Origin of the sequence: Dyella sp. 333MFSha (genome assembly GCF_900102405.1) — a bacterium.
Taxonomy (GTDB): Bacteria; Pseudomonadota; Gammaproteobacteria; order Xanthomonadales; family Rhodanobacteraceae; genus Luteibacter; species Luteibacter mycovicinus.
Genome location: NZ_FNBR01000002.1, coordinates 695,559 through 720,025 on the forward strand (window position 1 = coordinate 695,559; position 24,467 = coordinate 720,025).

Here is a 24,467-nt window from a genome sequence, read left to right on the forward strand (position 1 = left end):
CAGCGCGACCAAAACAGGAAGCTTAGCAAAGGCGGGATGACGTGCCCGTAGGACTTTTTACCCGGCGGACCGGCCCGGTTCAGCCAGACGGGAGACGCGCCGCGGCGTCAGTCGCGGCGGTGGGGGAACAAATCGACGGGATATTCCGCCTTCTGCTCGCGCCCCATGAGGGTGCGCAGACCCTCTTCCGGGGTGACTTCGCCATGCAGCACCGACCGGACGGCGGCCGAGATGGGCAGGTCCAGTCCATGGAAGCCGGCGAGGCGGGCGACTTCGTCGGCCGTCACGACGCTCTCGACCACCTGACCGATCTGGCGAACCGCTTCCGTCAACGGAATGCCCCTGCCCAGGGCCAGACCCAGGCGGCGGTTTCGTGACAGGTCGCCGGTGCAGGTCAGGACGAGATCGCCCAGGCCGGCAAGGCCCATGAGCGTCTCGGCACGCGCCCCAAGCGCGACACCGAGGCGAAGCATCTCGTTCATGCCGCGGGTGATGAGGCCCGCGCGGGCGTTGAGCCCCAGCTCCATACCGTCGGCGACGCCGGTGGCGACAGCCAGCACGTTCTTCATCGCACCGCCGAGCTCGGCCCCCAGGATGTCGTTACCCGTGTAGGCGCGGAAGTTGGGCGCGTGCAGCAGCACGGCGAGTTCCTTGCCGAAGGCGTCGTCCGTGGCGTGGACCGTGACGGCACTGGGCAGGCCGGCGGTCACCTCGCGGGCGAACGAGGGGCCGGTGACGACCGCGGCAGGCCTGCCGGGAAGCTTTTCGTTGACCAGTTCGTGCAGGAAACGCCCCGTACCCGTCTCGAAACCCTTGGTAGCCCACGAGATGCGGACACCGGGTTCGAGCATGGGCACGATCTGGTCGAGCAGCGCGGCGAACGCGTGGCTCGGCACCACGAGCAGAACGATGTCCGCCCCCCGCAGCACGCTGGCCTGGTCGCCGTCGTAGGCGAGTTCCGGCGGCAGGTCGAGGTCGGGCAGGTAACGCAGGTTGCGACGCGCCGCGGCCATTTCCGCGAGCGCGTCGGCGTCGCGCCCCCACAACCGGGTGGGGACGTCGTTGCGCGCCAGAAGCGCAGCCAGCGCGGTACCCCAGGAACCGGCGCCGAGAACGGCGACGGTGGGTCGGGAGGCGGAGGTCATCGCTCAGCTGTTGAGCGTATGGGTACCGGCGCCGCCTTCGACCTGCTGACGCTGCTGCTCGGCGTAGAGGGCGTCGAAGTTGATCGGCTGCAGCAGGAACGGCGGGAAGCCACCTTCCTGGATCATCGCCGAGACCATCTGACGGGCGTAAGGGAACAGCAGGTTCGGGCAGTACGAACCGAGGATGCCGTCGCGGTCGTCATCGGTGAAACCACCGATGCCGAAGATGCCGGCCTGGTGCACTTCGGCGAGGTAAGCGGTGCGCTCGCCGAGGTTGCAGGTGAGGGTGAGGCTGAGCACGACTTCGAACAGGTCGTTGCCGAGGTCGACGGCCTTGTGGCCGAGGTTGAGCTGGACCTGCGGCTGCGCCTCGGTCTCGCCCATTTCCTGGAACACCTGCGGAGCGTTCGGCGCTTCGAAGGAAGCATCCTTGACGTAGATCTTCTGCAGCACGAGCTGCGGCTGGCCGGCCTGGCCGTTGGCGGTGATTTCTGCCATTGCGTAAGTCCTCGAGAAGGCGTCGTGTGGGCGGGATACGTGCCGCTGGCACGAAAGCCGGGATTGTTTCACACAACCCGGCGCCCCGCACAGTCCGGCTTGCGCGACGACGTAGGATTCTGAGAGAATGCCCGGCTTCCCTATGCCAACCCGATCCGTCGGGAACGCCCGTCATGCGATGCGGGCCTCATTGTCAGGGATGTTCCACCCCCTCCAGCCATCGCATGGCGCCCCGTAACCGGGTCGTGGCTGGGCCGTCGCCACCCTGGCCAAAGGGCGGTCCAACGAATCTAAAGGAGGTCATCATGGCCCGTAGATGCCAAGTCACCAATAAGGGCGTGCAGAGCGGCAACAACGTCTCGCACGCAAACAACAAGACCCGTCGCCGCTGGTTGCCGAACCTGCACGAGCGCCGCTTCTGGGTCGCCAGCGAGAACCGCTGGGTGAAGCTCCGCGTTTCCAACCACGCGCTGCGCACCATCGACAAGAACGGCATCGAAGCCGTGCTGGCCGACCTCCGTTCCCGCGGCGAAAAGATCTAAGGAGATCAACCATGGCAAGCAAGCGCGATAAGCACCGCCTGATTTCCACCGCGGGCACCGGTCACTTCTACACGACCACGAAGAACAAGAAGAACACGCCGGAAAAGATGGTGTTCATGAAGTACGATCCTGTCGTCCGCAAGCATGTGGAATACAAGGAAGGTAAGATCAAATAAAAATTGGCCGCCGAATGGCGGCCTTTTTTTATTTACGCGGCGCAAGCCGCGCGTAGGAGCGCACTTCGTGCGCGAACCCTCAGCACAACATTCGTGCGAATGAGGCCTTACGCCACCTCGAGCCCGATGTCCCGGCTACGAAGCGGCTTTGCGGCTCTTACGCATGGCCAGACAAAAAAAGGGCCCGCCAGATGGCGGGCCCTTTTTTCGAATCGGCTTGATCGTGTTACGCGCCGACCGCCGAGTAACCCTTCAGCCGCTGGGCAAACTGCTGCAACGAACGGATGCCGCTTTCTTCCGCCTCGACGATCCACTGCTGCAGAGACTTCAGCGCCTTGTCGGCACCGCGCTCTTCCATCAGGGCGACCAGGCGCGCGCGGAACTCGCACACCGTGGTGAGCGCCGGGCGATTGGCCAGCGCGGCATGCATGCGCTCACGCGCATCGTTGTCGAGCCAGCGACCACCGTCGGCCAGCGCACGACGAACGCGACGCGGCACGGCTTTCAGATTGTCTCCGGCCTGACTGACTTCTTCGCGCATGGTCGGAAGGATGACGTTGCGGTAGTAGTCCGTCGTGGCCTGGAAACGCAGTGCGAGGACACCCTTGAGCGTTTCGGCATCCGGCAGGTGCACGTTCGGACGGATGTTCAGCGTCGGCGCGACACGCAGCACCTTGGCCAGACGGAAGAAGCGCAGGCTGCAGATCACCGCCCAGCCGATATCGAACTCCCACTTGCGCAAGGCGAACTTGGCCGAGCTCGGGAAGGCGTGATGATTGTTGTGCAGCTCTTCGCCGCCGATCCAGAAGCCCCACGGCGAGATGTTGGTCGCGGTGTCGGAGCTTTCGAAGTTGCGGTAACCCCACCAGTGGCCGATGCCGTTGACGAAACCGGCGGCCCAGAACGGAATCCAGATCATCTGCACGGCCCAGATGGCCATGCCGATCACGCCGAACAGCGCGACATCGATAAAGGCCATCAGCACCGGGCCCCAGTACGGGTGCGCGCCGAACAGCTTGCGCTCGAACCAGTCGTCGGGGGTGCCACGGCCGTACTTCTCCATGTCGGCCTTGTTGTAGCTGGCCTCACGATAGAGCGACACACCGTCCAGGAAGACCTTCTTGATACCGAAGACCTGCGGGCTGTGCGGATCTTCCTCGGTCTCGACCTTGGCGTGATGCTTGCGATGGATCGCTACCCATTCCTTGACGACCATACCCGTGGTCAGCCAGCCCCAGAAACGGAAGAAGCCGTTGAGGGTCCAGTGGAAATCCACACCACGATGGGTCGCGCTGCGGTGGTAGTACAGCGTCACCGTGAAAATGGTGAGCTGGGTGACCACGAGCACATAGACAGCGATCTCGCCCCAGCTTGCGTGGGTGAGGCCGTTGGCCAGGAAATCGAGCAGGGTGTCGAGCATCAGGTCGGTACCGCGCGGGAAGTGAAGGGGTCGTACAGGTACCAGTCTAACGAGCCGATTCCATACCCACCAGCACGGAATTCGGCGAAATGTGAAGCCCACTGTTGTGGTTTCCGAACCCCTTTCCGCACAATCGCGGGATGACCGCCCCCTCGCTCGTTCAGCATGATCACTCCCCTGCGTCTTTTTGCTCGCAAGATAGTGCGCGTTACGCGGTGTTCGGCGACGTAGCCGCATGAGCGCGGCCCGTTTGCTGAATGTCGCAGACGTTACGAGACGCCGTGCCGGGCGCCTGGCCGTCGAGGGGGTGTCGTTTTGCCTGAACCGTGGTGAAGTCCTGGGCCTCCTCGGCGTCAATGGCGCGGGCAAGTCCACCACGCTTTCGATGCTCGCCGGTGCCCTTCGCCCTGACAGCGGACATATCGAGCTGGACGGCATGGATTTCGTTCGGCAACCGGCCATGGCGCGACGTCTGCTCGGCTGGCTGCCTGAAAGCGCCCCGCTGTGGCCGGAGCTGTCCGTCGACGAGCACCTGATCGCGTTTTCCCAGCTCCGCGGCGCCAGCCGGGCCGTGGCAAAGCGCGCGGCGGACACGATCGTCGCCCGCCTGCAGCTCGGCGACCTTCGCAGGCGCCTCGCGGGGGTCCTGTCGCAGGGCCAGCGCCAGCGACTCGGGCTCGCCTGCGCCCTCGTCCACGACCCGGCGCTGATCATTCTCGACGAACCCGCCAACGCACTGGATCCGGTGCAGGTGGGCGAGCTGCGCCGACTGATCCGCGAGCGGGCCGCCGCCGGTGCCGCTGTGATCCTGTCGACTCATGTCCTCGGTGAGGTGGTCGCCGTGTGCGACCGCGTGGCGATCCTTCACGAAGGGCGCCTGCGCCACGATGCTCCGCTGCACGACGACCACGGCGGCGATATCGAATCCATCTTCTTCGGCATCGCCACGGGAGCCGGCGCATGAGCATCGCCGCCGTCGCCCGCCTGGAATGGCGCCGCCTCGCTGTCCGCCCGCTTGCATGGGCGCTCGCCGCACTCACCATCGCCTGGCTGGCCTGGACCTTCGTCCTGGGCCTCGGGCAATTTCTCGGTGCGCAGGTGAAGCTGGCGGGGATCGCCGACGCGCCGGGCTTCACGGATCTGGTCGCCATTCCGCTGCTGGCGGAACTGGTCAAGCTCGCGTTTCTGGTGGTCCCGCTGATGACGATGACCCAGCTCGCCGGTGAACGCCGCGCGGGCACCCTCGCCCTGCTGGCCTCCACGGGCCTGTCACCGACACGCATCGTGCTGGGCAAATACATCGCCGTGCTCGGATGGCTGGCACTTTGGCTGCTTGCCACGCTGGCGATGCCCCTGCTGGTTGGTGCCGAATCCACCGCCGACTGGGGCAAGCTCGCCGCGGCGACACTGGGCACGGCCCTGCTCCTGGCGACACTGGCCGCGATCGGCCTCGCCTGCTCCGCGGCGACGTCGTTCCCTGCCATTGCCGCGGCGATGGCACTCATCGTGACGCTCGTCCTCTGGACGATCGATCGGGGCGCTCAGGCGGCAGGCCTGAGTGGCGGCTTCCTCGGCTGGCTGACCATGGCCACGCATCTGCAGAACCTGCTTCGCGGGCTGGTGGTCTCCAGCGATCTCATCTGGTTCGCACTGGCCATCGCCCTGTCACTGATCCTCGCCATCCGCCGACTCGGCGCCGACCGGGAGCGCCAGTAATGCGCCGCCTCGATCGCTGGCTCGTCCTGCTCGGCCTGCTGGTCGCCATCGGTTGCATCGGTTTCCTCAGCACTCGTCACACGTGGACGGCCGACTGGTCGCGAGGCGCGCGCGCCAGCCTCGCGCCGGAAAGTGTGGCCGTGCTCGACACACTGCACGGCCCGGTCGAGGTGGTCGGCTACCTCTCGCCCACCGGGCCACTGCGCGAGCAGATCGCCGCCGTCATCGAGCGCTATACGCGTGAAAAGAAAGATCTGACGCTGTCCTTCGTCGACCCCGACCTCGACCCGGCGGCCTCGCGCCAGCTCGGTATCGCCGGCGACGGCGCCCTGCTGGTGCGCTATCAGGGCCGCGAGCAGCGGGTCGAAAGCCCGATCAACGAACGCAACCTGTCGAATGCCCTGGAGCGGCTGGCCCGGGGCGGCGAACGCGTGGTCGCGTTCGTCACCGGCGACGGCGAACGCCAGCCCGACGGTCGCGCCAATGCGGACCTGGGCACGTTCATGACCCAGGTGGAGCGCCGCGGCATTCGTGCCGTACCGCTCAACTTCAGCCAGACGCGCGGGGTGCCGGATCACACCGACCTGGTCGTGCTCGCCAGCCCCACGAGTTCTCTTCCGGCGGACAGCGTCGCCGCGCTGGTCGACTACGTGCATGGCGGCGGCAACCTGCTCTGGCTCACCGAGCCGGGTAACGAAGACCTCGGCACCGGTCCGCTGGCCGACGTGCTCGGCGTGCGTGTGCTTCCGGGCGTCCTCGTCGACGGTCAGGGAAGCACCCTCAACGTCAACGATCCCCGGATGGTCGTGCTCGGCGACTACCCGTTCCACGCCATCACTCGCGGGTTCCGGGAAAGCACCCTTTTCCCGCAGGTATCGGGACTGGCCCAGGTCTCCGACCACGACTGGGCCGTGGTGCCTTTCCTGCGTTCGGGCGAGCGCAGCTGGACGGCCTTCGGCGGTATCGATAACGCCAGACCGTCGACGATCGCCTTCCACCCGGAAGCGGGTGAACTCAAGGGTCCGCTGGATTTCGGCTTCGCCCTGAACCGACTGTCACCCAGCCCCGATCGCAATGAGCAGCGCGCCGTCGTGATCGGCGATGGCGACTTCCTGTCCAACACGTACATCGGCAATGGCGGCAATCGCGCGCTCGGCGAACGCGTGCTCGACTGGCTCCTCGGCGACGACGTACTGGTCGACCTGCCGACGCGCGGTGCACCGGACCGGGTGATCTCGTTGTCGCAGGAAGGGCTCAACGCCATCAGCTTCGGCTTCCTCATCGCGTTGCCGGTGACGCTGCTCGGCCTCGGCGTCGGCATCGCCTGGCGCAGACGGAGACGCTGACGTGCGCACGCGACTGATCGGCCTGCTCGCCGTCCTCGCGCTGATCGTCGCGGTGGCCTGGCAATGGCGCGCGGATGAAAGCGATGCGCGCGCGCACCTGCTTACCGCGCTGGATCCGGACACGGTGAGCCATGTCGAGCTGACCCTGAAGGGGTCGCCTGCCCAGCGTTTCGAACGGCACGACGGTCAGTGGCTGACCGATGGCACCCGGATCGCCGATCAGGGCCGTGCCGACGAACTCGCCTCACTGGCCGCCACGCCGGTCGCAACGTGGAATCCAGCCTCGACGTTCGATGAGGCAAAAATCGGGCTGGCACCGCCGGTCGCCGTGCTGGTGCTCGACGGCGTCCGCGTCGAGTTCGGCGACATGGCCGCCCTGGGTAAGCAGCGCTACGCGAAAGTCGGCGACCGGATCGCCTTCGTACCCGCTCAGGCCCTGCCGCGCGCACCACGCACGGCCTCGCTGCCGACCCACGACTCACCGGCACCCTGACCGGCAGCGGTTGCCAGCCGCCGCGACAGCCCCCATCTTCGGCCCATGCCAGAACTTCCCGAAGTCGAAACCACCCGTCGCGGTATCGCACCTCACCTGGAAGGGCGTCGCGTGACGGGCGTCGTGCTGCGTCGACCCGACCTGCGCTGGCCGATTCCACCGGAAATCTCCTCGTTGCTGCCCGGGCAGGTCATCGAAGCGGTGGACCGACGCGCCAAATACCTGTTGCTGCGAACACAGGCGGGGACCGCCCTGTTCCATCTGGGCATGTCCGGCATGCTGCGCGTGCTTCCTCCCGACACGCCCGTGGGCAAACACGACCACGTCGACCTGATGCTCGAATCCGATCGCGTGCTGCGCTTTACCGACCCCCGCCGGTTTGGTGCGCTGCTGTGGCAGATGCCCGGCGAGACGCACGCCTTGCTCGAAGGTATCGGTCCGGAACCTCTGACCGACGCGTTCGACGGTGACGTGTTGTGGCGACTGTCCCGCGGCCGCAGCGCCGCGGTAAAGACCTTCATCATGGACAACGCGGTCGTGGTCGGCGTCGGCAACATCTACGCCAGCGAGGCGTTGTTCGCTGCGGGAATCGATCCGCGCCGCGCCGCCGGCAAGGTGTCACGCGAGCGCTACGCGAAGCTCGCCAGTGAGATCAAACGGATTCTCGCGTACGCCATCACACGAGGGGGCACCACCCTGCGCGATTTTCTCGCGCCGGATGGCGCCCCCGGATACTTCTTTCAGGAGTTGTTCGCTTACGGACGCGCCGGCGAGCCGTGCCGAACCTGCGCGACGCCGATCAAGGTCGTGACGCTCGGACAGCGAGCGTCGTTCTATTGCCCTACATGCCAGCATTAGAAAAGACGACAACGTTTCGAGCGTTTCGCGGACTCCGAAGCGCGTGGGCACGCCACTAGGCTGACAGTTATCCTACTGCGGCAGGGAATGCCCTCATGAAAAAACTGCTGTTCGCCGTGGCGACATCGATCGCTACACCGATGGCCCTTGCGGGCCCGACGGAAACCCTCGGCCTGGACGAACCGTTCGACCGCTACACGTGGCTGACCGCGCACAACGCCTTCACCAGCAACGGACTGATTCGGAATCAGCGGACCACGATCGCCGAGCAACTCGAGGCTGGCGTACGCGCGTTCATGCTCGACCTGCATCCGTTCGAGGGACGCGTGGCACTGTGTCATGCGAAGTGCACCTACGGCCCCGGCACCGAGCGGTTCGCCACGCTGCTGGAGGCGACCATCCTGCCCTACCTGGATACCCATCCGGAGGCGGTCATCACGCTCCAGCTCGAGGATTTCAGCACGCTGGCACAACTCAAAGCCGAGCTGCGACGTGTTCCCCGCCTGGGGAGCGTCACCTTCGATCCCACGACCTGGGATACCGAACGATGGCCGACCTATCGCGAGCTGATCAGCCGCGGCCAGCGCCTGTTGATCTTCAGCCTCAACGAAGCGAACAGCGGTGCGATCTTCACCGCGCACGGGACCGTACACATCATGCCGACCGTCCGCTACACCGTTGAGAACTACTGGAGCCTGGGCATGACGATGCTGACCCACGACCGCAGCTGCCGCAGCCGGTGGGATGCGGACGTACAGCCCCTCGACCGCACGTCCATCCCTGGCAAACCGGGCTGGCGACCGCTGTTCACCATGAATCACTTCCACGGTTTACCGGTCGCACACCACGCAGGTCACGACAACGCCTTTGAAGAGCTGCGTCGCCGTTACCTCGACTACTGCCTTCCGGCAGCGAAGCGCAAGCCCAACTACGTCGCCGTCGACTTCCACGACGAAGGCGATGCGCAGGCGTTCGTCGACTGGCTCAATCGGCTACCTGACGCGCGCTGAACCACGCTGACTCAGTCAGGCCAGCGCATCGCCGCATGCGAGTTGTTGAACAGCGGATCGCTCTCGTCACCGGAGAGAGCCACGGTCAGGCCACCTTTCACCCCATCGACCTCGACGGTCTGATCCTGCTCGAAATGCGCGCCCAGCGCCCCGAGGTCGACGAAGCGCTCGGACAAGGCGCCCGCGCGGTCGATGTCGCGATCGGGCACGTTGGTCAGGCTGATATCCGGACGACCGAACTTGCGCATGCCACGCGTACGGATCCACGAACGCCCCTTGGTTTCCTCAGGGCTGCAGAGAATCAGCACGTGATTCCGCGTCGGCGCGCCACCCTGGACCAGGTAGTGCTCGCGCCAGCCGGCGGCATCGAAAAGGGTCAGGATCTGCGGATCGACGACGGCCTTGCCACCGATGTCGGTCAGCGCGGCGACGACGCCGAGGGTGTCACGCAGGTAGTCGAGATTGTCGCGGTCCGGGAAGCGGCCGCGGATCGCCACCACATGCGGCGCCGCCTTGGCGGCGGCAAAGGCCTCGGGGCTATCTTCGCGCAGCAGGTCGCCGAGAGCGCCGGACAGCGGATAGCCCTCCCAGCGCGACAGCACGGCGTTCTGAAAACGCTGCAACTCCACACCTTCGGGCAGGCCCGGGCTGCCATAGCGGGCAGCGGGGATGGCGAGATCCTGCGGGAAAGCGCCGAAGACGAAGAAGAGCAGGACCGCCTCCTCGTTACTCGGCTGCCAATGGGGGCGCGGCCAGCTGGCGGCGGTGGTCGTCGTCTCGGTCACGCGGGCTTTCCTTCGTCGGAATCGGATTCGCCGAGCGGCAGCACGGATTGCTGCAGCTCGATACGGCCTTCACCACCGGTAATGCTCTTGAACTCGGCGCGGCTGACGGAGACATAGCGGTCGTTGCCGCCGATCTCAACCTGCGGCCCCTGGGTGACGGCGCGGCCGTGTTCATCCACGCGCACCACCATCGTCGCCTTCTTACCGGAATGGCAAATCGTCTTGATCTCTTCCAGGTTGTCCGCCCAGGCCAGCAGATACCGGCTGCCCTCGAACAGCTCACCCCGGAAGTCGGTGCGCAGCCCGTACGCCAGCACGGGAATGCCGAGGCGGTCGACCACGTCGGACAGCTGCCAGACCTGGTTCCTGCTCATGAACTGGGCCTCGTCCACCAGCACGCAGTGCAAGGGTCCACGCGCGGCGATATCGCGCTCGACCATGGCGAAGATGTCCTCTTCGCCGGCGAAACGCAGCGCCCGCGCCTGCAGGCCGATCCGCGAGGCGACGATGCCCTCGCCGTAACGGTTGTCCAGCGCCGGGGTCAGGATCAGCGTGCGCATTCCGCGCTCGTGGTAATTGTGCGCGCTCTGCAGCAGCGTCGTGGTCTTGCCGGCATTCATTGCCGAATAGTAGAAATACAGCTTGGCCATACGGGATCGGTCCGGAACGTGACCGGCCATGGTACCGCCAAGTGCCCGCCACGGCAGTCTCGCCGCCGTTGAGAGTGACGAGTCCGGGGTCCGCCGACCTCCGCACCTGATACCATCCCCGTCCTCGTTCGCCTGTCCTCTCCGGCCCGAATCCCGATGCTCAATCCGCAACAACACGCGGCCGTCGAGTACTGCGACGGTCCCCTTCTCGTGCTGGCCGGTGCCGGCTCGGGCAAGACACGCGTCATCACCGAAAAAATCTCGCACCTGATCTCGCGACGCCACCTGGCGGCCGAGAAGATCGCCGCCATCACCTTTACCAACAAGGCGGCGAAGGAAATGCGCGAGCGCGTAGGCAGGCTGATCTCCGAACAGTCGGCGAAGGCGCTCACCGTGTGCACGTTCCACGCACTGGGGCTGAAGTTCCTGCAGATCGAGCACGATCGCGCGCAGCTGCGTCGCGGCTTCTCCGTGCTCGACGCCGACGACAGCGCCAACATGATCAAGGAGCTTTCGCCCAAGGGCGTCAAGCCCGAGGTGATCCAGGGCATCCGCAACCTGGTGGGCAAGGCCAAGAACGGTGGCCTGACACCCGAAGAAGCCATGGCCTCGGCGCGCAGCCCGCGCGAGATCGAAGCGGCGACCATCTACGACCTGTACCAGCAGCGCCTGGCCGCCTTCAACGCGGTGGACTTCGACGACCTGATCCGCTTGCCTCTTCGCATCCTCGAGACGGACGACGAGGCGCGCGCGATCTGGCAGGAGCGCCTGCGCTACCTGCTGGTCGACGAATACCAGGACACCAACGACGCGCAGTATCGTCTGCTCAAGGCCATCGCCGGTCCCAAGGCACGCTTCACCTGCGTGGGCGACGACGACCAGAGCATCTACGCGTGGCGCGGCGCGAACCCCGAAAACATCGACCAGCTCGGGCGCGATTTTACCAACCTGCGCGTGATCAAGCTCGAACAGAACTACCGCTGCGCCAAGCGCATCCTGCGCGCGGCCAACCAGCTGATCGCCAACAACCCGCACGTCCACGAAAAGAAACTGTGGAGCGACCACGTCGAAGGCCCGCCCATCCGGGTACTGGAATGCAAGGACAACGACCACGAAGCGGAACGCATCGCCTCGATCGCCGCCAGCCTGCATGAAAAGTACAAAGACAAAGGCATCCGCTGGGATGACTTCTGCATCCTGTACCGCGGCAACTTTCAGGCGCGCGTGATCGAGAAGGCGCTGCGTCTCGCGCGCGTCCCGTATCACCTGAGCGGCGCACTGTCCTTCCTCGATCGCGCGGAAGTGAAGGATATCCTGTGCTACCTCCGCCTGCTGACCAACCCGACCGACGACGCCGCGTTTCTGCGCGTGGTCAACGTACCCAAGCGCGAGATCGGCGCCACGTCGCTCGAAAAGCTCGGCCAGATGGCGCAGGCACGCAATGCCTCGCTGCTGGACGCCGCGCGCAGTGACAGCGCACTGAAGAACATCGCGGCCCGCCCCGCTTCGGCACTGGCCAGCTTCGCCCGCCTGATGGACGAGTTACGCAGCCACGCCGTGCACGAAAGCGCGGCCGACCTCGTCAACACCGTCATCGAAAAGACGGGTTACGGCGCGCAGATCGCGGCATCCACCACGGACGAAGTGCTGCGCGAGCGCCGCCTCGGCAACCTTCGCGAACTGGTCGACTGGTTCCGCGCGATGGGCAAGGACGGCGGCCGCACCGGCGATATCGCCGCGCAGCTCGCACTGCTCAGCCACGCGGATCGCGACGACCCGGGCAATGCGTTGCGCATGATGACGCTGCATTCGGCGAAAGGCCTCGAGTTCCGTTTCGTCTTCATCGTCGGCTGCGAAGACGGCACGCTGCCTCACGAAGGCGCGATCGACGAAGGCCGTCTCGATGAGGAACGACGGTTGATGTATGTAGGCATCACACGCGCCAAGGAAATGCTGACGCTGTCGTTCTCGGCACGCTCGCGCAAGTACGGCGAGGTGCTGTCGAACGATCCGAGCCGCTTCCTCGACGAACTGCCCCAGGACGATCTGCACTGGGATGGCAAGGACCCGGATGCGGATGCCGAGGTGAAAAAAGAAGCGGCCGATACGCATATCGCGCGCATCAGGGCGATGCTGGCGGGCGGTGGATAACAACTGCGAATCCGGCAGGTCGTTCGAGGCGAAGCCGATGTACCGCGTGGATGGCTGCCAGATAACGTTAACCGGCGAACGCATGGAAGAAACGAAAGATGAAGACAGGTATTTTGCTAGCCCTGTGCATGACGGTTCTTACGTTTGGGACCTCCGCCTTCGACGCTGAAAGTCGTACGGCTCAGGCAATGCGCCGCAGTGCGCCGAAAGGAATCACAGAAGCGCTCTATGCGTGCGTTGATAACGCCGGCCTCGACCAGGCACTGCTTGGAAAATGCCTCGCATCGGAGCGAAGTATCCAGGACGCTCGTCTCAACAAGGCCTACGGGCAGTTGATGAGGAAGCTGGACGACAGAACCAGGGAGGCCGTCAAGGTAGCCGAGCGTGCATGGCTGGATTTCAACGTCAAAACGGTAGCTGCCGAGACTGCCATCGGCGGCACCAATCAGGTCGCCAATGTTGACGTAGCCAATGCCGAGCTATTCAGGTACTGCGAGCGCGCGAACGTTCTGGAAAATTATTTATTTTCCATCGGCGACTAGCTAGCCTCGGTTTCAGGGAAGGAGCGGATCAGATAAGCCGCTCCGCCTCCAGCTCGCTCTTCAGGTAGGCGTAGTAAATAGGAGCCGCCACAAGACCCGGAATGCCGAACGCCGCCTCGAACACCAGCATCGCGATCAGCAACTCCCACGTCCGCGCACGAATCTGCCCGCCGACGATCTTCGCGTTGAGGAAATATTCGAGCTTGTGGACGACCACGAGGAAGACCAGCGCCGCGACGCCCACCCAGAGTCCGACGGAGAGCGCCGCGACGACGATCAGCGTATTCGAAATCAGGTTGCCCGCGACGGGCAGCAACCCGACGACGAAGGTCACCGCCACCAGCGTTTTCGCCAGCGGCACATGGATGCCGAGAATCGGCAACGCCACCAGCAGGAACAACGCCGCGAGCGCCGTGTTGATCGCCGAGATCTTCAGCTGGGCGAAGATGATGTTGTGGAAGGCCTGAGCCAGGCGCATCGTGCGCGTCGAGAGTTCGAAGGCCAGGGGTTTGGCCGGACGGCCACCGGCCCCGTGCGATACGGCAACGATCGCACCCAGCACGAGACCGATCAGGATATGCGCCATGACACGCGCCGCGGTCGTGCCCACGAGCTTCAGGTCGCCCGCGTGCTCATGCGCCCATCCCATGCCTTGCGATCGGAAATCGTTGAAGCTGTCCGGCAGGCGGGTGGTCAGCCAGGCCGGCAGCTGCTCGTGCGCCTTGTCGAGCAAGGGCACCAGCTTGCTGTCCCACAGTTCCTGGGGATCGCCGATATCGCGCCGGTAGAAGCTGAGCGCCGCGAACACCAGCAGGATGATCGCCCCCACCACGATGATCGTGACGACACCCACGGCGATCGGGCGCGCACGCTCGCCGGGGATCACCCGTCGGATCAACGGCGTCAGCGCCTCGACGACCTCATAGACCAGCAGGCCGGCCAGGAGGGCCGAAACCAGGTGCAGCATCAGCACGCCCCACAACGCCAGCGCCGCGAGGACGTAGGTGGCGATGCGGACGGCGCGGGAATCTCCAGGCGTGCGGATCATACGGAACTCCTTGAACTGGCGGCGATTCCACCAGCAAGGAGATGAACGTCAGATCAAGCGTTCCGCTTCGAGTTCAGACTTGAGGTAGGCATAGAAGATGGGGGCCGCGACCACGCCGGGCAGGCCGAAGGCGGCCTCGAACATCAGCATGGCCACCAGCAGCTCCCAGGCGCGGGCCCGGATCTGGGTGCCGACGATACGCGCGTTGAGGAAGTACTCCAGCTTGTGGATGACGATCAGGAAGACCAGGGCACCCAGGCCGACGTAAAGGGACACGGACAGGCCGACGATGGTGATCGCCGTGTTGGACAGCAGGTTGCCGATCACCGGCAGCAGGCCGACGATGAAGGTGACGATGATCAGGGTCTTGGTCAGCGGCAGGTGCACACCGCACAACGGCAGGATGCAGAGCAGGTAGATCGCCGTGAACGCGGTGTTGACCAGGGATATCTTGATCTGCGCAAACACGATGTTGTGGAACGCGTCCGCCAGGCGCGCGCTGCGGAGCGACAGTTCGGCGGCGAACGGCCCCACCTGATGCGTGGGGCGGGTGCGGCTCAGCGCGACGATGGCGCCGAGGATCAGGCCGATGAGGATATGCACGAGTACGCGCGCCGCCTCCTTCCCTGCCAGCTGCAGTGTCACGGCGTGGGAGCGCGCCCAGTCCATCGCCGTGAAGCGCAGCGCTTCGACGCTGTCGGGAAGACGATCGACGATGGCCGCCGGCAACTGCTGGCGCGCCCGTTCGACGAGCGGCATCAGGCGATCCTGCCAGAGCTCCTGCGGGTTGCCGATCTCGTTGCGGAAGAAACTGATGCCGCCCAGGATCAGCAATGTGAGCAACCCCACCACGACCACGCCTATCACCGCGACGGCGAGCACGCGCGCACGGTCGCCGGGAAGGCGACGTCCCATGAGCGGCGCCGTGGATACGACCATTTCGTAGACGAGCAGGCCGGCAAGCAACGCCGGCAAGAGACGCAGCAGGAGAATGAGCAACAGCCCGACCGCGGCGGCGACGTAACTGGCGATGCGCACGGCGCGGGTCCGTGGGGTGGAAGCGTCCATGGACGACCTCGTCGTGTGTGAGACCGCAGTCTGTCAGTACGCGGGGCCACAGCGCCAGAGGCGTGCGCCTCGTCGTCAGGCTGTCGTAAACTCCGTGGAGAATCGCCGCCCCTCGGGTGCCGATACCCGATCCACAAGGGGTTTTCATGATGAAGTTCGCTCCGGTCGCGCTCGCGGCCGCTCTCGCTCTCGCGGGCTGCGCGCAGGCGCAGCGTCCCGCCGCGTCCACACCGACGGCGGTGTCGGCGCCTGCCGCCGCCGTCGAGGCACCGGCCACGGCCGGCGTCGCCGCCGACGACAATCTCAACGCGGTGGCCTGGTCCCAGCGCGCCAGCGAGCACGACTTCATCTACGTGCAGACGTTCCGCAATGCACAAGAGAAAATTCTCAAAGCGAAGCAGGATCCAAACTGGGACGCCCTGCCCCGGGACGACCGCGCGGTGCACCCCTCGCTCAAGGGCCTGAAGCCGGCCGTGATCCTCGACATCGACGAGACCGTGCTGGACAACTCACCCTATCAGGCGCGTCTCATCCGCTCCGGCGGTGAATTCAACGAGGCCGCCTGGGCCGACTGGTGCAGAGAAGCGGCCGCCCGTGCGCTGCCCGGCGCCGTGGAGTTCACCCGTTTCGCCGCGGACCACGGCGTCGCCGTCTTCTACGTGTCCAACCGTGCCAAGGATCTGGACGAGGCGACCCTGGCCAACCTGCGCTCGGCCGGCTTCCCGGTGGCCGGCAAGGCATCGTTCCTGGGCCTCGGGACGTTCGTCGAAGGCTGCGAGCAGGCCGGCAGCGAGAAGAGCTGCCGCCGTCAGCTGGTGGCAAAGAACTATCGCGTGCTGATGCAGTTCGGCGATCAGATCGGCGATTTCACCAGCATCCCCGGCAACAACGACGAAGGCCGGACCAGGGCCATGGCACCCTACACGGCATGGATCGGCGAACGCTGGTTCGTCTTGCCGAACCCGACCTATGGCTCGTGGGAGCCCGCTTTGTTCGACAACGACTACGATCTGCCCCGTGCCGAGCGCCGCCAGAAGAAGATCGACGCGCTTCGCATCAAGTAAAATCAGGCACTTAGATAGATGTTTGTGACGTATTGCTTTAGCAATGTCGTCCAACTATCATCCCTCTTGCCGAAACCCGTGGCGCCAAAAGCAATGCGGGCAAGGCCATTTCCCTTTCCGGCTTCGGGCTGGATAACCCCGTGAGACGATGAGTCTCCGGGGTTTTTTCTTGTACGCTCCCCGTCCCCGCTGTGCCGAGACGCGAGAAGCCCTCCCCTATGCGCCGCCCCCTCCTGCTCGTACCGGTCCTTCTGGCCCTGCTTGCGCTTGTCGCCGCCTGCGACAAGAAAAAAGCGGAAACGGCCGGCACGCCCGGCGGTGGCTCACCCGAAGACGCCACACGCGAGTCGCTCGCCCTGATCCGCGACGGCAAGTTCGACCTGTTCTGGAAGCACGCACTCCCGCCGGCCGACTTCGAAAATCTGCGCAAGGACTGGCCGCGTCGAAACGAAGCGGAGGCGCCGATGGATCCGGACGACCGCGCCAAGTTCGAGGCCGGTGTGAAACGCCTGACCGATCCGGACGCGGAGAAGAAACTGTTCGCCGACCTGCGTCCGACCCTCGTACGCTTCGATCGCGACTATAAAGACCAGATGCCCCTGATTTCCGGTGTGGGCCAGTCGATGGCGCTCACGGCGATCGATCAGGCCAAGGACCTCACCGTGCCGCAGAAGCGGCAGCTCCGGGAGGCGGTCAACGTCATCGCCCCGTGGACGCAGACGGTGGCCTGGGGCGATCAGGCCCGCGCGAAGGAAGCCATCGGCGTGTTGGTCGACACGGCTCGCAAGGCTGGCCTGTCCACGCCTGACGCGCTGCACCAGATGACGTTCGAGCAATCCATGGCGACATGGTCGACCGCCTGGTTCGGCTTCAAACGCCTGCTCGATGTCTATGGCCTGTCGGTCGACAAGAGCTTCGACTCCGTTAGCATCGATACGCTGGAAAACAGCGGTGGATCGGCGCACGTCACGATCACTTACACCTTGCTCGACAAGCCGATCCAGACCGACGCGACCCTCGTTCTGCTCGATGGGCGGTGGTACGACAGCGATCTGCTGCAGCGCGTCCGCGACGACCACGCGCGCCTTGCGCCGCCAGCGCCATCGGCCACCGCGCCTGCCCCGGCGAGCACGGCCGCTCCTCCCACGCGAAGCCCAGGCGCACCCGTCGCGGTCGCCCGGGGCCGCTGAAGCCGTACAATCCCACGATGTCAGAAATTCCGATGAGTGCGGATCCGCACGTCCATGTCGCCCGTTCGCCCTGGTGGTTCAAGCTGCTGGGGCGGCTTCTCGAACCCTGGGTGCGGATCAAACGCGAGCCCGCCGAACCCGCCGTGTTACTCAGGAGCGGGGCGGCCGTGTGTTACGCCATCGAGCGCGATGGCACCTCGGACGCGCTGATCCTGGAGCGCGCGTGCCGCGAGGCCGGCTTGCCGAGCCCGATGCAATTGCTCGATCTGCCGGGGCGCCGCCGTCGCTCGGTGTTCTCGCTCAGTCGCCGTCATGGCTGGCTGTTCGGTCGTACGGATGCCCGTGGTCCGAAGGAGCCCATCGGTCAGCTCATCCGGGCGATCGAAGACGATCCCTCGCGCGACATCCAGATCGTCCCCGTCTCCATCTACGTCGGTCGCGCGCCCAACCGTGAGAGCGGCTGGTTCAGCGTGCTTTTCGCCGAGAACTGGCTGGTCGTGGGACGTTTCCGGCGCATGCTGGCGCTGCTGCTCAACGGACGCGATACGGTGGTGCACTTTTCGGCGCCCGTATCGCTGCGCTCGGTGCTCGACGAATCGCGCGGTCTCACGCCGGAACGTCTGACGCGCAAGATCGCCCGCGTGCTGCGTACGCACTTCCGTCGCATCCGCGCGGCGGTCATCGGCCCCGATCTGTCGCATCGACGCACCGTCGTCGACGCCGTGCTCAACACCGAGCCGGTGCGCGACGCCATCGCCGCCACAGCGAGCAAGGAAAACATCACGCTGGCGAAAGCGCAGCGCCGCGCGCGGGATTTCGCCCTGGAGATCTCGGCCGACTACTCGCATCCCGTCGTGCGTTCGTCCTCGTTCCTGCTCGCGAACTTCTGGAACAAGCTCTACGACGGCATCGCCATGCACCACTTCGACAAGGCACGCGCCGCCGCGCCGGGTCATGAAGTGATCTACGTGCCCTGCCATCGCAGTCACACCGACTACCTGCTGCTTTCGTACCAGCTGCATCACTCCGGCGTCGTGCCGCCGCACATCGCTGCCGGCGTCAATCTCAACCTGCCCGTGGTCGGACCGATACTGCGTCGCGGCGGCGCGTTCTTCCTGCGTCGCAGCTTCAAGGGAAACGCACTTTATTCCGTGGTGTTCAACGAATACCTCGCGCAACTGGTCGATCGCGGCGTTCCGCTGGAATACTTCATCGAAGGCGGCCGCTCGCGTACCGGACGGCTGCTTGCCCCGCGCGCGGGCATGCTGGTGATGACGCTGCGGGCGTTCCTTCGTGCGCCGCGCCGCCCCGTGCTGTTCCAGCCGGTCTATATCGGTTACGAGAAGCTGATGGAGGGCAAGTCGTACATCGGCGAACTGTCCGGCAAGCCCAAGGAAAAGGAATCGCTGCTCGGACTGATCCGCGGACTCAAGGTGCTGCGTCAGCGCTATGGCCACGTCACGCTTAACTTCGGTGAGCCCATCGAACTCACCCCGATGCTCGATGCCGTCGCGCCCGACTGGCGCGCGACGACCGCGGATCCGGATGTCAAACCGGAATGGATGAACAGCGTGGTCGACGATCTCGCCGACCGCATCCAGATCAACATCAACCGCGCAGCGGACGTCAACCCGATCAACCTGCTTGCGCTCGCCTTGCTGGCGACGCCCAAGCACGCGATGGCGGAAAACGACCTGCTCGCGCAGCTCGAGCTGACCAAGGCGATGTTCATCGAACTGCCTTATTCGGATCGCGTCACGATCACGCCCATGAATCCACAGGGCATCATCGCGTACGGCGAGCAGATGGGCTGGATCCGTCGCGTCAGGCACCCGCTTGGCGACGTGCTGGTCACCGACGACGAGCAGGCGGTGCTGCTCTCCTACTTCCGCAACAACGTTCTTCACCTCAATGCGGCCGCCGCCTGGGTGGCGGCGTGCTTCCTCAACAACCGCCGCATGTCCCGTTCGTCGGTCATCCGGCTGGGCCGGATCATTTATCCGTTCATCCAGGGCGAGCTTTTCTTGCCCTGGGATCAGGACGGTTTCGCCACGCAGATCCAGGAAACGATCGAGTTCTTCGTGCGCCGCGGCATCCTCGAGTCCAGCGCCGAAGGCCGCGTGCTCGAACGCGGGCCCGGCCAGGACGACGGCTCCTATCAGCTGCGTGTCATCGCACGCAGCATGTTGCAGGCCTTCGAGCGTTACTACATCGCCATCGCCGCGCTGGTGAAGAACGGTCCGCACACGATGAGCTCGGGCGAACTCGAAACCGCGTGTACGCTTACCGCTCAGCGCCTCGGCCTGCTCAATGAGCTGTCCGCGCCGGAGTTCTTCGACAAGGCGTTGTTCCGTGGATTCATCCAGAAGCTGCGCGAGGTCAAGGTCGTATGGACCGACAACGCCGGCAAACTCGACTTCAGCGACGCGCTGGAAGACATGGTGCGTGACGCACGCGTCATCCTCGCTCGCGAGGTGCGCCATTCGATCCTGAAGATCACCCCCGGCGGCGAAAACGACCGCGATCTGGACGCCCGCCCGCCGAGCGATCCCGGCGAAACCACCGCCGAGTCGCTGCACGAGCGGCACGTGGCGAACGAAACGATCCGCCACCGGGAACATCCAGCGGAGTAAGCGCCGACACGCTGTCGCTCTCAATGGGGACAGATGTCGGCGGGCGGTCTGCTTAACCTTTGCTCGGGATTCCCCACGCAAAGGACGCACCATGGATACGACTCCGCCGCAGGCGCCGCCTGCCGTCGTCAGCAGCACCCAGCAGGAGGCCATCGATGCCCTCCAGCGCATGACAGACGCCCAGACATGGCTAGGCCGGCAGCAGGATGCGCTGCCGGCACTGCCCACGTCTCTCACGACCGAGAGCCGCGACGCCTACCTCGTCGGGCTGGACGCTTACTGGCGACAAGCCGTCGACGATGCGCCGGGAACGGCTCCCGTGACGCGTGTCGCCGCACTCGCCACCCGGCTTGCGGCGATCATGCGCGACGAAGCCATCGTTCGCCGTAGCGACGACACGCTGGGAGCGCTCGCCGTCGAGCTCGCCACGCGCTTCGCGCGCTCGGCCGACGGCCTGCCGCCGCCCGGCATGGAGGCGCGCTCGCTGCTCATCGGCGATGTCGCCTGTGCCGGTGCGGTTGTCCTGCTCGACAGCAACCATCCCGACACCGTTCTTCGCTTCCTGCCCGATCGCGGGTGGGACGCCTTCACCAGCCTCGAGCAACTGCACGCGCAGACCGAGACGATGATGCGCGAGCGGCTTGCCGCCCAGCGAAAACTTCCGGGATTGCGCGCCGACGACACGCAGCGCGTGATCGCCAACGGGCGGTTCGTCGGATCGGCCCCCATCGAGGGTCCCGTGTTCGATGCGATGGCGCAATCGCTAGTAGCCCTGCAGAAAAGTGAACTCACGGACGCGTGGCCATCGTCGACCGATGCTCCCACGCCGGCGGCGGTGGCCGACGAAACCTCGTCCGCGCTCGATCTGTCGGTAACGGTCGACGTCTTCGCCATCCTCGGCCAGCGCGAAACGCGCCTCGCGGTGGCGCTGAACGAGGAGCGCCTCGCCCGTGTGCCGGCGGACGTGGCACAGGGCTGGCGTGACGCCGTCAGCGCCTACCGCCACGCCAGCACGCTCTCCGGTGACGCCACGCGACAGGATGGCGAAGCACCGTCGACGCTGGCCACGTGGACGCGGACGGAGCTCGCGTCCGCGCTGGCTTCCCGCGGCTTCCCGATCGACCCCGACGATATCGGGATCGAAGCCTCCGGAAGCGAAGCGCTCACGGTCCCCGCGCTGGGGACCGCGCCAGCCGCCCCCGTTACGCGCATGAGCCTGGCCGCTTTCGCCTTGCGCAACACCGGCCACATCGATGCACGGCGCCTTCGTGTCGTCTCGACCGCCTTACCCGACGGGGTGCGAGCGCCCGACATCGCCACCATCAGGGATATCGCCCGCCGTCTCGATCTCGCTCCGCGTTATGAGGCTTATCTGCGCGCGCGCATGAGCGATCCCGCCGGACGCGCGTTCCGCCAGTCGACCATGCGTCTGCAGCAGGCGCGGATACGTGTCGAAGCGGCGTCCGCGCGCATGGCGACCTACCTTCGCGGCGAGACACCGGTCTTCCTCGACGACCACGAGGAACGCGGCTATCGCCTGGTGGAAGCCGTACTGGACGCTCCCTCCGCGGCGGCGCGCCGTCGCGTCGGCGGTCACCGTGTCACGGTGCGACAGCTGGTCTATCGCGGCGCCGCTGTCAGCGATGTGCTCATCATCGGCGTCCACGATCCGGCAAGTTCACCGCGCGTCGTGATCTACACCCCCGATGCACCCGATGGCCGGCCTTTTCACGAATTCAGCGACCGTGCGACGGCGGGACGGCAGCTGTTCTATGCCAAGGCGTTCGAGCAATACCTGTTGCAGCGGCTGCCGGCGGAATTCAGCGAGCCCGTGCCCCAGGGGGGCGGACGTCGGTTCCGCATCTCGGAAACGACCCGCCGTTCGCACTGGGTGCTTTCGGCCGCCGGTGACGGCCGTGGCACCCTTACCGAGGCCCGGTTCGAGGAACGCGACGTCGACGGCGACGTCCGTACCGCACTCTTCGACGCGGAGGTGGAACGCCAGGCCCGTGACGTCGCCTGGATCGGTCGCAGCACGGACCAGGCGGACAGGGAGTCGATCACCGACACGCTGGCGGTCGTTCTGCGTGCGTTTCGCGGCCCGGAAGCACTGGTCGAGGACTCGCTCAGCGCTGTCGGCCAGGCGCTGCGCGCCACCTGGCGTTTCTACGATAACGTCAAGGCGGGCGACCGCCACCAGGCATTCGTCGATTTTACGGAAGCCTATACCGCATCGCTGCATGTCGCCGGCTGGGGAGCGGGATTCGGCAAGGCGCTGCGTCCACGCCTGTCGCTGCGTCCGCCAGCAGGCGGGCTGCGCAGCCTGGATGCCGGCCTCCGCCTGACGGACACGCGTCAGCGGCTCGATCCTCGTTATGCGACCCGGGATATCGATCTCTCCGGCATACCGTCCGACGCTCTCGGCGTGCACCGGCTACACGGCCGGCGCTACATCCGCCAGCAGGAGTCCGTCTTCGAAATTCGCCATGACGCGGCCTCCGGTACGTGGCGGCTCGCCCGCCCGAATGCCCTCGACGCGGCGTTCGCAGGCCCGGCCATCGAGCCTCTGGCCTACGGCGGCTGGCGCCTGCGCACGGGCATGGGGCTACGGGGCGGCTGGGTGGACGACGCGGCATTCCCGCAACCCGCCTCGCGCGGCGTGACCGGCCAGGAACTTGCCGGTCTGAGCGACTTCCAGCGCTGGACGTTCGAGCAGTCGTTCGCACAACGGCTGCGCAGCGCGGGAGAAGCCAATCTGATCGTCTGGGATGTCACGTCGCAGCCGCACCCCCGCTTCGTCACGCTGCGCCAGCGGACGGCGTGGAACGACGCGCTCCGCACGGCCCGCGGCGCACCGACCGAGCCCCTGCCCCTCGGCGCGCAACCGGGCCCCGGCGCCTCGTGGCGCGTGCTGAATCCGGGCGAATGGCCGAACTCACTGTTTCACTACCCGGCGGGCTTTTACGGCGCCCTCGGCAACGGCTCGCAGGTGATTCCGCTGCAGGTGTCGCCGGGCACCGGGCTGCGCGGCCTGCCGGCGACACGCACACCGCCCGCGGCACGCGTCGCCGGGATGGCCACGGGCAACGTGCCGGGTGCGCGGTCACAGGAGTGGGTGGAAGTGCACCTGGACCGCTACCGGCACCGTCCGGGACCGAACGGCGGGCCGGCCATCCGGGTGATCGAGGATCGTCGTGGGGCGGAAATCACCTATGTGATCCAGCCCGACACGGGGTTCTCCATCAACTTCCTCGGCCTTGAGCCGGGCGACTTCACCGCGGGACGCCAGGCCTTGCCGTGACCGCGCCCGCCGCTTCCCGACGAGCCCTGCGCTCGCCGGGGGGCGGCAACCGGGGTACCATCGCCGCATGGAAAAGACCGATACCACCCACTTTGGTTTCCGCGACGTCCCTGTCGCCGACAAGCAGAGGCTCGTCGGCCAGGTGTTCACCTCGGTCGCCCGAAACTACGACCTGATGAACGACCTCATGTCGTTCGGCATCCACCGCCTGTGGAAGCGCCATTTCGTGGCGGTGAGCGGCGTGCGTCGTGGTGACCGCGTGCTCGATCTCGCGGGTGGCACGGGGGATATCGCCGCCCTGCTGAAACCCGTCGTGGGCGACGATGGTGAGGTGGTGGTCGGCGACATCAATGCGGCGATGCTCGGCGTCGGCCGCGATCGCCTCACCGATCGCGGACTCGTCTCCGGCTTGCGCTGGGCGCAAATGAATGCCGAGGCGCTGCCGTTTCCCGACAACAGCTTCGATGCGGTGACGATCGCTTTCGGCCTGCGCAATGTCACCGACAAGGACAAGGCGCTAGCGGACATGCATCGTATTCTCAAGCCCGGCGGCCGCGCGCTCGTGCTGGAATTTTCCAGGGTGCAGAGTCCCGTCCTCTCGAAACTCTACGACGTGCATTCGTTCCGCATCCTGCCCCGCCTGGGCAAGCTGTTCGCCAACGATGCCGACAGCTATCAGTACCTGGCGGAGTCGATTCGCAAACATCCCGACCAGGAAACCCTGAAAGGCATGATGCTGAAGGCCGGCTTCGGCCACGTGGAAGTTCGCAACCTGACGAACGGCATCGTCGCCATCCATCGCGCTTATAAGCTCTGAAAGCGCGGGGCTCG

Annotated in this window: 22 protein-coding genes; 15 read left to right on the top strand and 7 right to left on the bottom strand. The window is 65.8% G+C overall.

Annotated elements, in window-relative coordinates; genetic code table 11:
• Window positions 1-107 precede the first annotated feature (107 nt).
• A complete protein-coding gene (locus BLT40_RS10405; protein ID WP_090352890.1) occupies window positions 108-1,145 on the bottom strand; it encodes an NAD(P)H-dependent glycerol-3-phosphate dehydrogenase in 1,038 nt (345 codons plus the stop codon).
• A 3-nt stretch (window positions 1,146-1,148) separates the two neighbouring features.
• Window positions 1,149-1,643 (bottom strand): protein-export chaperone SecB, encoded by a 495-nt coding sequence (gene secB / locus BLT40_RS10410; RefSeq protein ID WP_036109736.1) that lies wholly within the window; start codon window positions 1,641-1,643, stop codon window positions 1,149-1,151.
• 305 nt (window positions 1,644-1,948) lie between these two features.
• Here secB and rpmB point away from each other — a divergent pair, with 305 nt between their 5' ends.
• Both rpmB and rpmG read left to right on the top strand, forming a co-directional pair.
• On the top strand, window positions 1,949-2,185 hold the full coding sequence (gene rpmB, locus BLT40_RS10415) for a 50S ribosomal protein L28 (RefSeq protein ID WP_036109731.1): 237 nt from the start codon (window positions 1,949-1,951) through the stop codon (window positions 2,183-2,185).
• Between the two features lie 11 nt (window positions 2,186-2,196).
• On the top strand, window positions 2,197-2,361 hold the full coding sequence (gene rpmG / locus BLT40_RS10420) for a 50S ribosomal protein L33 (RefSeq protein ID WP_036109728.1): 165 nt from the start codon (window positions 2,197-2,199) through the stop codon (window positions 2,359-2,361).
• 226 nt (window positions 2,362-2,587) lie between these two features.
• On the opposite strand, the gene BLT40_RS10425 is transcribed toward rpmG, so the two are convergent.
• On the bottom strand, window positions 2,588-3,781 hold the full coding sequence (locus BLT40_RS10425; protein WP_036109723.1) for a DesA family fatty acid desaturase: 1,194 nt from the start codon (window positions 3,779-3,781) through the stop codon (window positions 2,588-2,590).
• Between the two features lie 235 nt (window positions 3,782-4,016).
• On the opposite strand from BLT40_RS10425, the gene BLT40_RS10430 reads away from it, so the two are divergent.
• From BLT40_RS10430 to BLT40_RS10455, 6 genes are all read left to right on the top strand, one after another.
• Entirely contained in the window at window positions 4,017-4,745 is a 729-nt protein-coding gene (locus BLT40_RS10430) for an ABC transporter ATP-binding protein (RefSeq protein WP_090352893.1), read from the top strand.
• Window positions 4,742-5,497 (top strand): ABC transporter permease, encoded by a 756-nt coding sequence (locus BLT40_RS10435; RefSeq protein ID WP_036109718.1) that lies wholly within the window; start codon window positions 4,742-4,744, stop codon window positions 5,495-5,497. The genes BLT40_RS10430 and BLT40_RS10435 overlap by 4 nt, the downstream gene beginning before the upstream one ends.
• Window positions 5,497-6,843: a GldG family protein gene (locus BLT40_RS10440; protein WP_090352895.1), complete on the top strand. Its 1,347-nt coding sequence runs from the start codon at window positions 5,497-5,499 to the stop codon at window positions 6,841-6,843. Before BLT40_RS10435 ends, BLT40_RS10440 begins: the two co-directional genes overlap by 1 nt.
• A 1-nt stretch (window position 6,844) precedes the next feature.
• On the top strand, window positions 6,845-7,336 hold the full coding sequence (locus BLT40_RS10445; RefSeq protein ID WP_090352897.1) for a hypothetical protein: 492 nt from the start codon (window positions 6,845-6,847) through the stop codon (window positions 7,334-7,336).
• Window positions 7,337-7,381: 45 nt separating this feature from the next.
• Complete coding sequence (gene mutM / locus BLT40_RS10450; RefSeq protein ID WP_090352899.1) at window positions 7,382-8,194, top strand: bifunctional DNA-formamidopyrimidine glycosylase/DNA-(apurinic or apyrimidinic site) lyase; 813 nt, start codon at window positions 7,382-7,384, stop codon at window positions 8,192-8,194.
• 95 nt (window positions 8,195-8,289) lie between these two features.
• A complete protein-coding gene (locus tag BLT40_RS10455; protein ID WP_090352901.1) occupies window positions 8,290-9,204 on the top strand; it encodes a PI-PLC domain-containing protein in 915 nt (304 codons plus the stop codon).
• A gap of 11 nt (window positions 9,205-9,215) precedes the next feature.
• Here the strand turns inward: BLT40_RS10455 and BLT40_RS10460 are convergent, their stop codons facing one another.
• Entirely contained in the window at window positions 9,216-9,989 is a 774-nt protein-coding gene (locus BLT40_RS10460; RefSeq protein ID WP_043696310.1) for a hypothetical protein, read from the bottom strand.
• Entirely contained in the window at window positions 9,986-10,639 is a 654-nt protein-coding gene (locus BLT40_RS10465) for a thymidine kinase (protein ID WP_079522304.1), read from the bottom strand. Before BLT40_RS10465 ends, BLT40_RS10460 begins: the two co-directional genes overlap by 4 nt.
• Before the next feature lie 156 nt (window positions 10,640-10,795).
• Between BLT40_RS10465 and BLT40_RS10470 the strand changes: the two genes are divergently transcribed.
• Together BLT40_RS10470 and BLT40_RS10475 are read left to right on the top strand one after the other, a co-directional pair.
• Window positions 10,796-12,790, top strand: a complete 1,995-nt coding sequence (locus BLT40_RS10470; RefSeq protein ID WP_036109700.1) for a UvrD-helicase domain-containing protein — start codon at window positions 10,796-10,798, stop codon at window positions 12,788-12,790.
• A gap of 98 nt (window positions 12,791-12,888) precedes the next feature.
• Window positions 12,889-13,332 (top strand): lysozyme inhibitor LprI family protein, encoded by a 444-nt coding sequence (locus BLT40_RS10475; RefSeq protein ID WP_079522306.1) that lies wholly within the window; start codon window positions 12,889-12,891, stop codon window positions 13,330-13,332.
• Between the two features lie 28 nt (window positions 13,333-13,360).
• Here BLT40_RS10475 and BLT40_RS10480 read toward each other — a convergent pair whose 3' ends face one another.
• Window positions 13,361-14,380 (bottom strand): AI-2E family transporter, encoded by a 1,020-nt coding sequence (locus BLT40_RS10480; protein WP_079522308.1) that lies wholly within the window; start codon window positions 14,378-14,380, stop codon window positions 13,361-13,363.
• A gap of 48 nt (window positions 14,381-14,428) precedes the next feature.
• Complete coding sequence (locus BLT40_RS10485) at window positions 14,429-15,448, bottom strand: AI-2E family transporter (protein ID WP_036109691.1); 1,020 nt, start codon at window positions 15,446-15,448, stop codon at window positions 14,429-14,431.
• 146 nt (window positions 15,449-15,594) lie between these two features.
• Here BLT40_RS10485 and BLT40_RS10490 point away from each other — a divergent pair, with 146 nt between their 5' ends.
• The 5 genes from BLT40_RS10490 (at window position 15,595) to ubiE (ending at window position 24,453) form a co-directional block, all read left to right on the top strand.
• Window positions 15,595-16,512: a 5'-nucleotidase, lipoprotein e(P4) family gene (locus tag BLT40_RS10490; RefSeq protein ID WP_090352904.1), complete on the top strand. Its 918-nt coding sequence runs from the start codon at window positions 15,595-15,597 to the stop codon at window positions 16,510-16,512.
• Between the two features lie 218 nt (window positions 16,513-16,730).
• On the top strand, window positions 16,731-17,702 hold the full coding sequence (locus BLT40_RS10495; protein ID WP_090352906.1) for a hypothetical protein: 972 nt from the start codon (window positions 16,731-16,733) through the stop codon (window positions 17,700-17,702).
• Between the two features lie 32 nt (window positions 17,703-17,734).
• Window positions 17,735-20,335, top strand: coding sequence for a glycerol-3-phosphate 1-O-acyltransferase PlsB (gene plsB / locus BLT40_RS10500; protein WP_051943221.1), 2,601 nt, complete (start codon window positions 17,735-17,737; stop codon window positions 20,333-20,335).
• A gap of 91 nt (window positions 20,336-20,426) precedes the next feature.
• Window positions 20,427-23,636, top strand: a complete 3,210-nt coding sequence (locus BLT40_RS10505; protein WP_090352908.1) for a dermonecrotic toxin domain-containing protein — start codon at window positions 20,427-20,429, stop codon at window positions 23,634-23,636.
• A gap of 67 nt (window positions 23,637-23,703) precedes the next feature.
• Window positions 23,704-24,453, top strand: coding sequence for a bifunctional demethylmenaquinone methyltransferase/2-methoxy-6-polyprenyl-1,4-benzoquinol methylase UbiE (gene ubiE, locus BLT40_RS10510; protein WP_090352911.1), 750 nt, complete (start codon window positions 23,704-23,706; stop codon window positions 24,451-24,453).
• Window positions 24,454-24,467 lie beyond the last annotated feature (14 nt).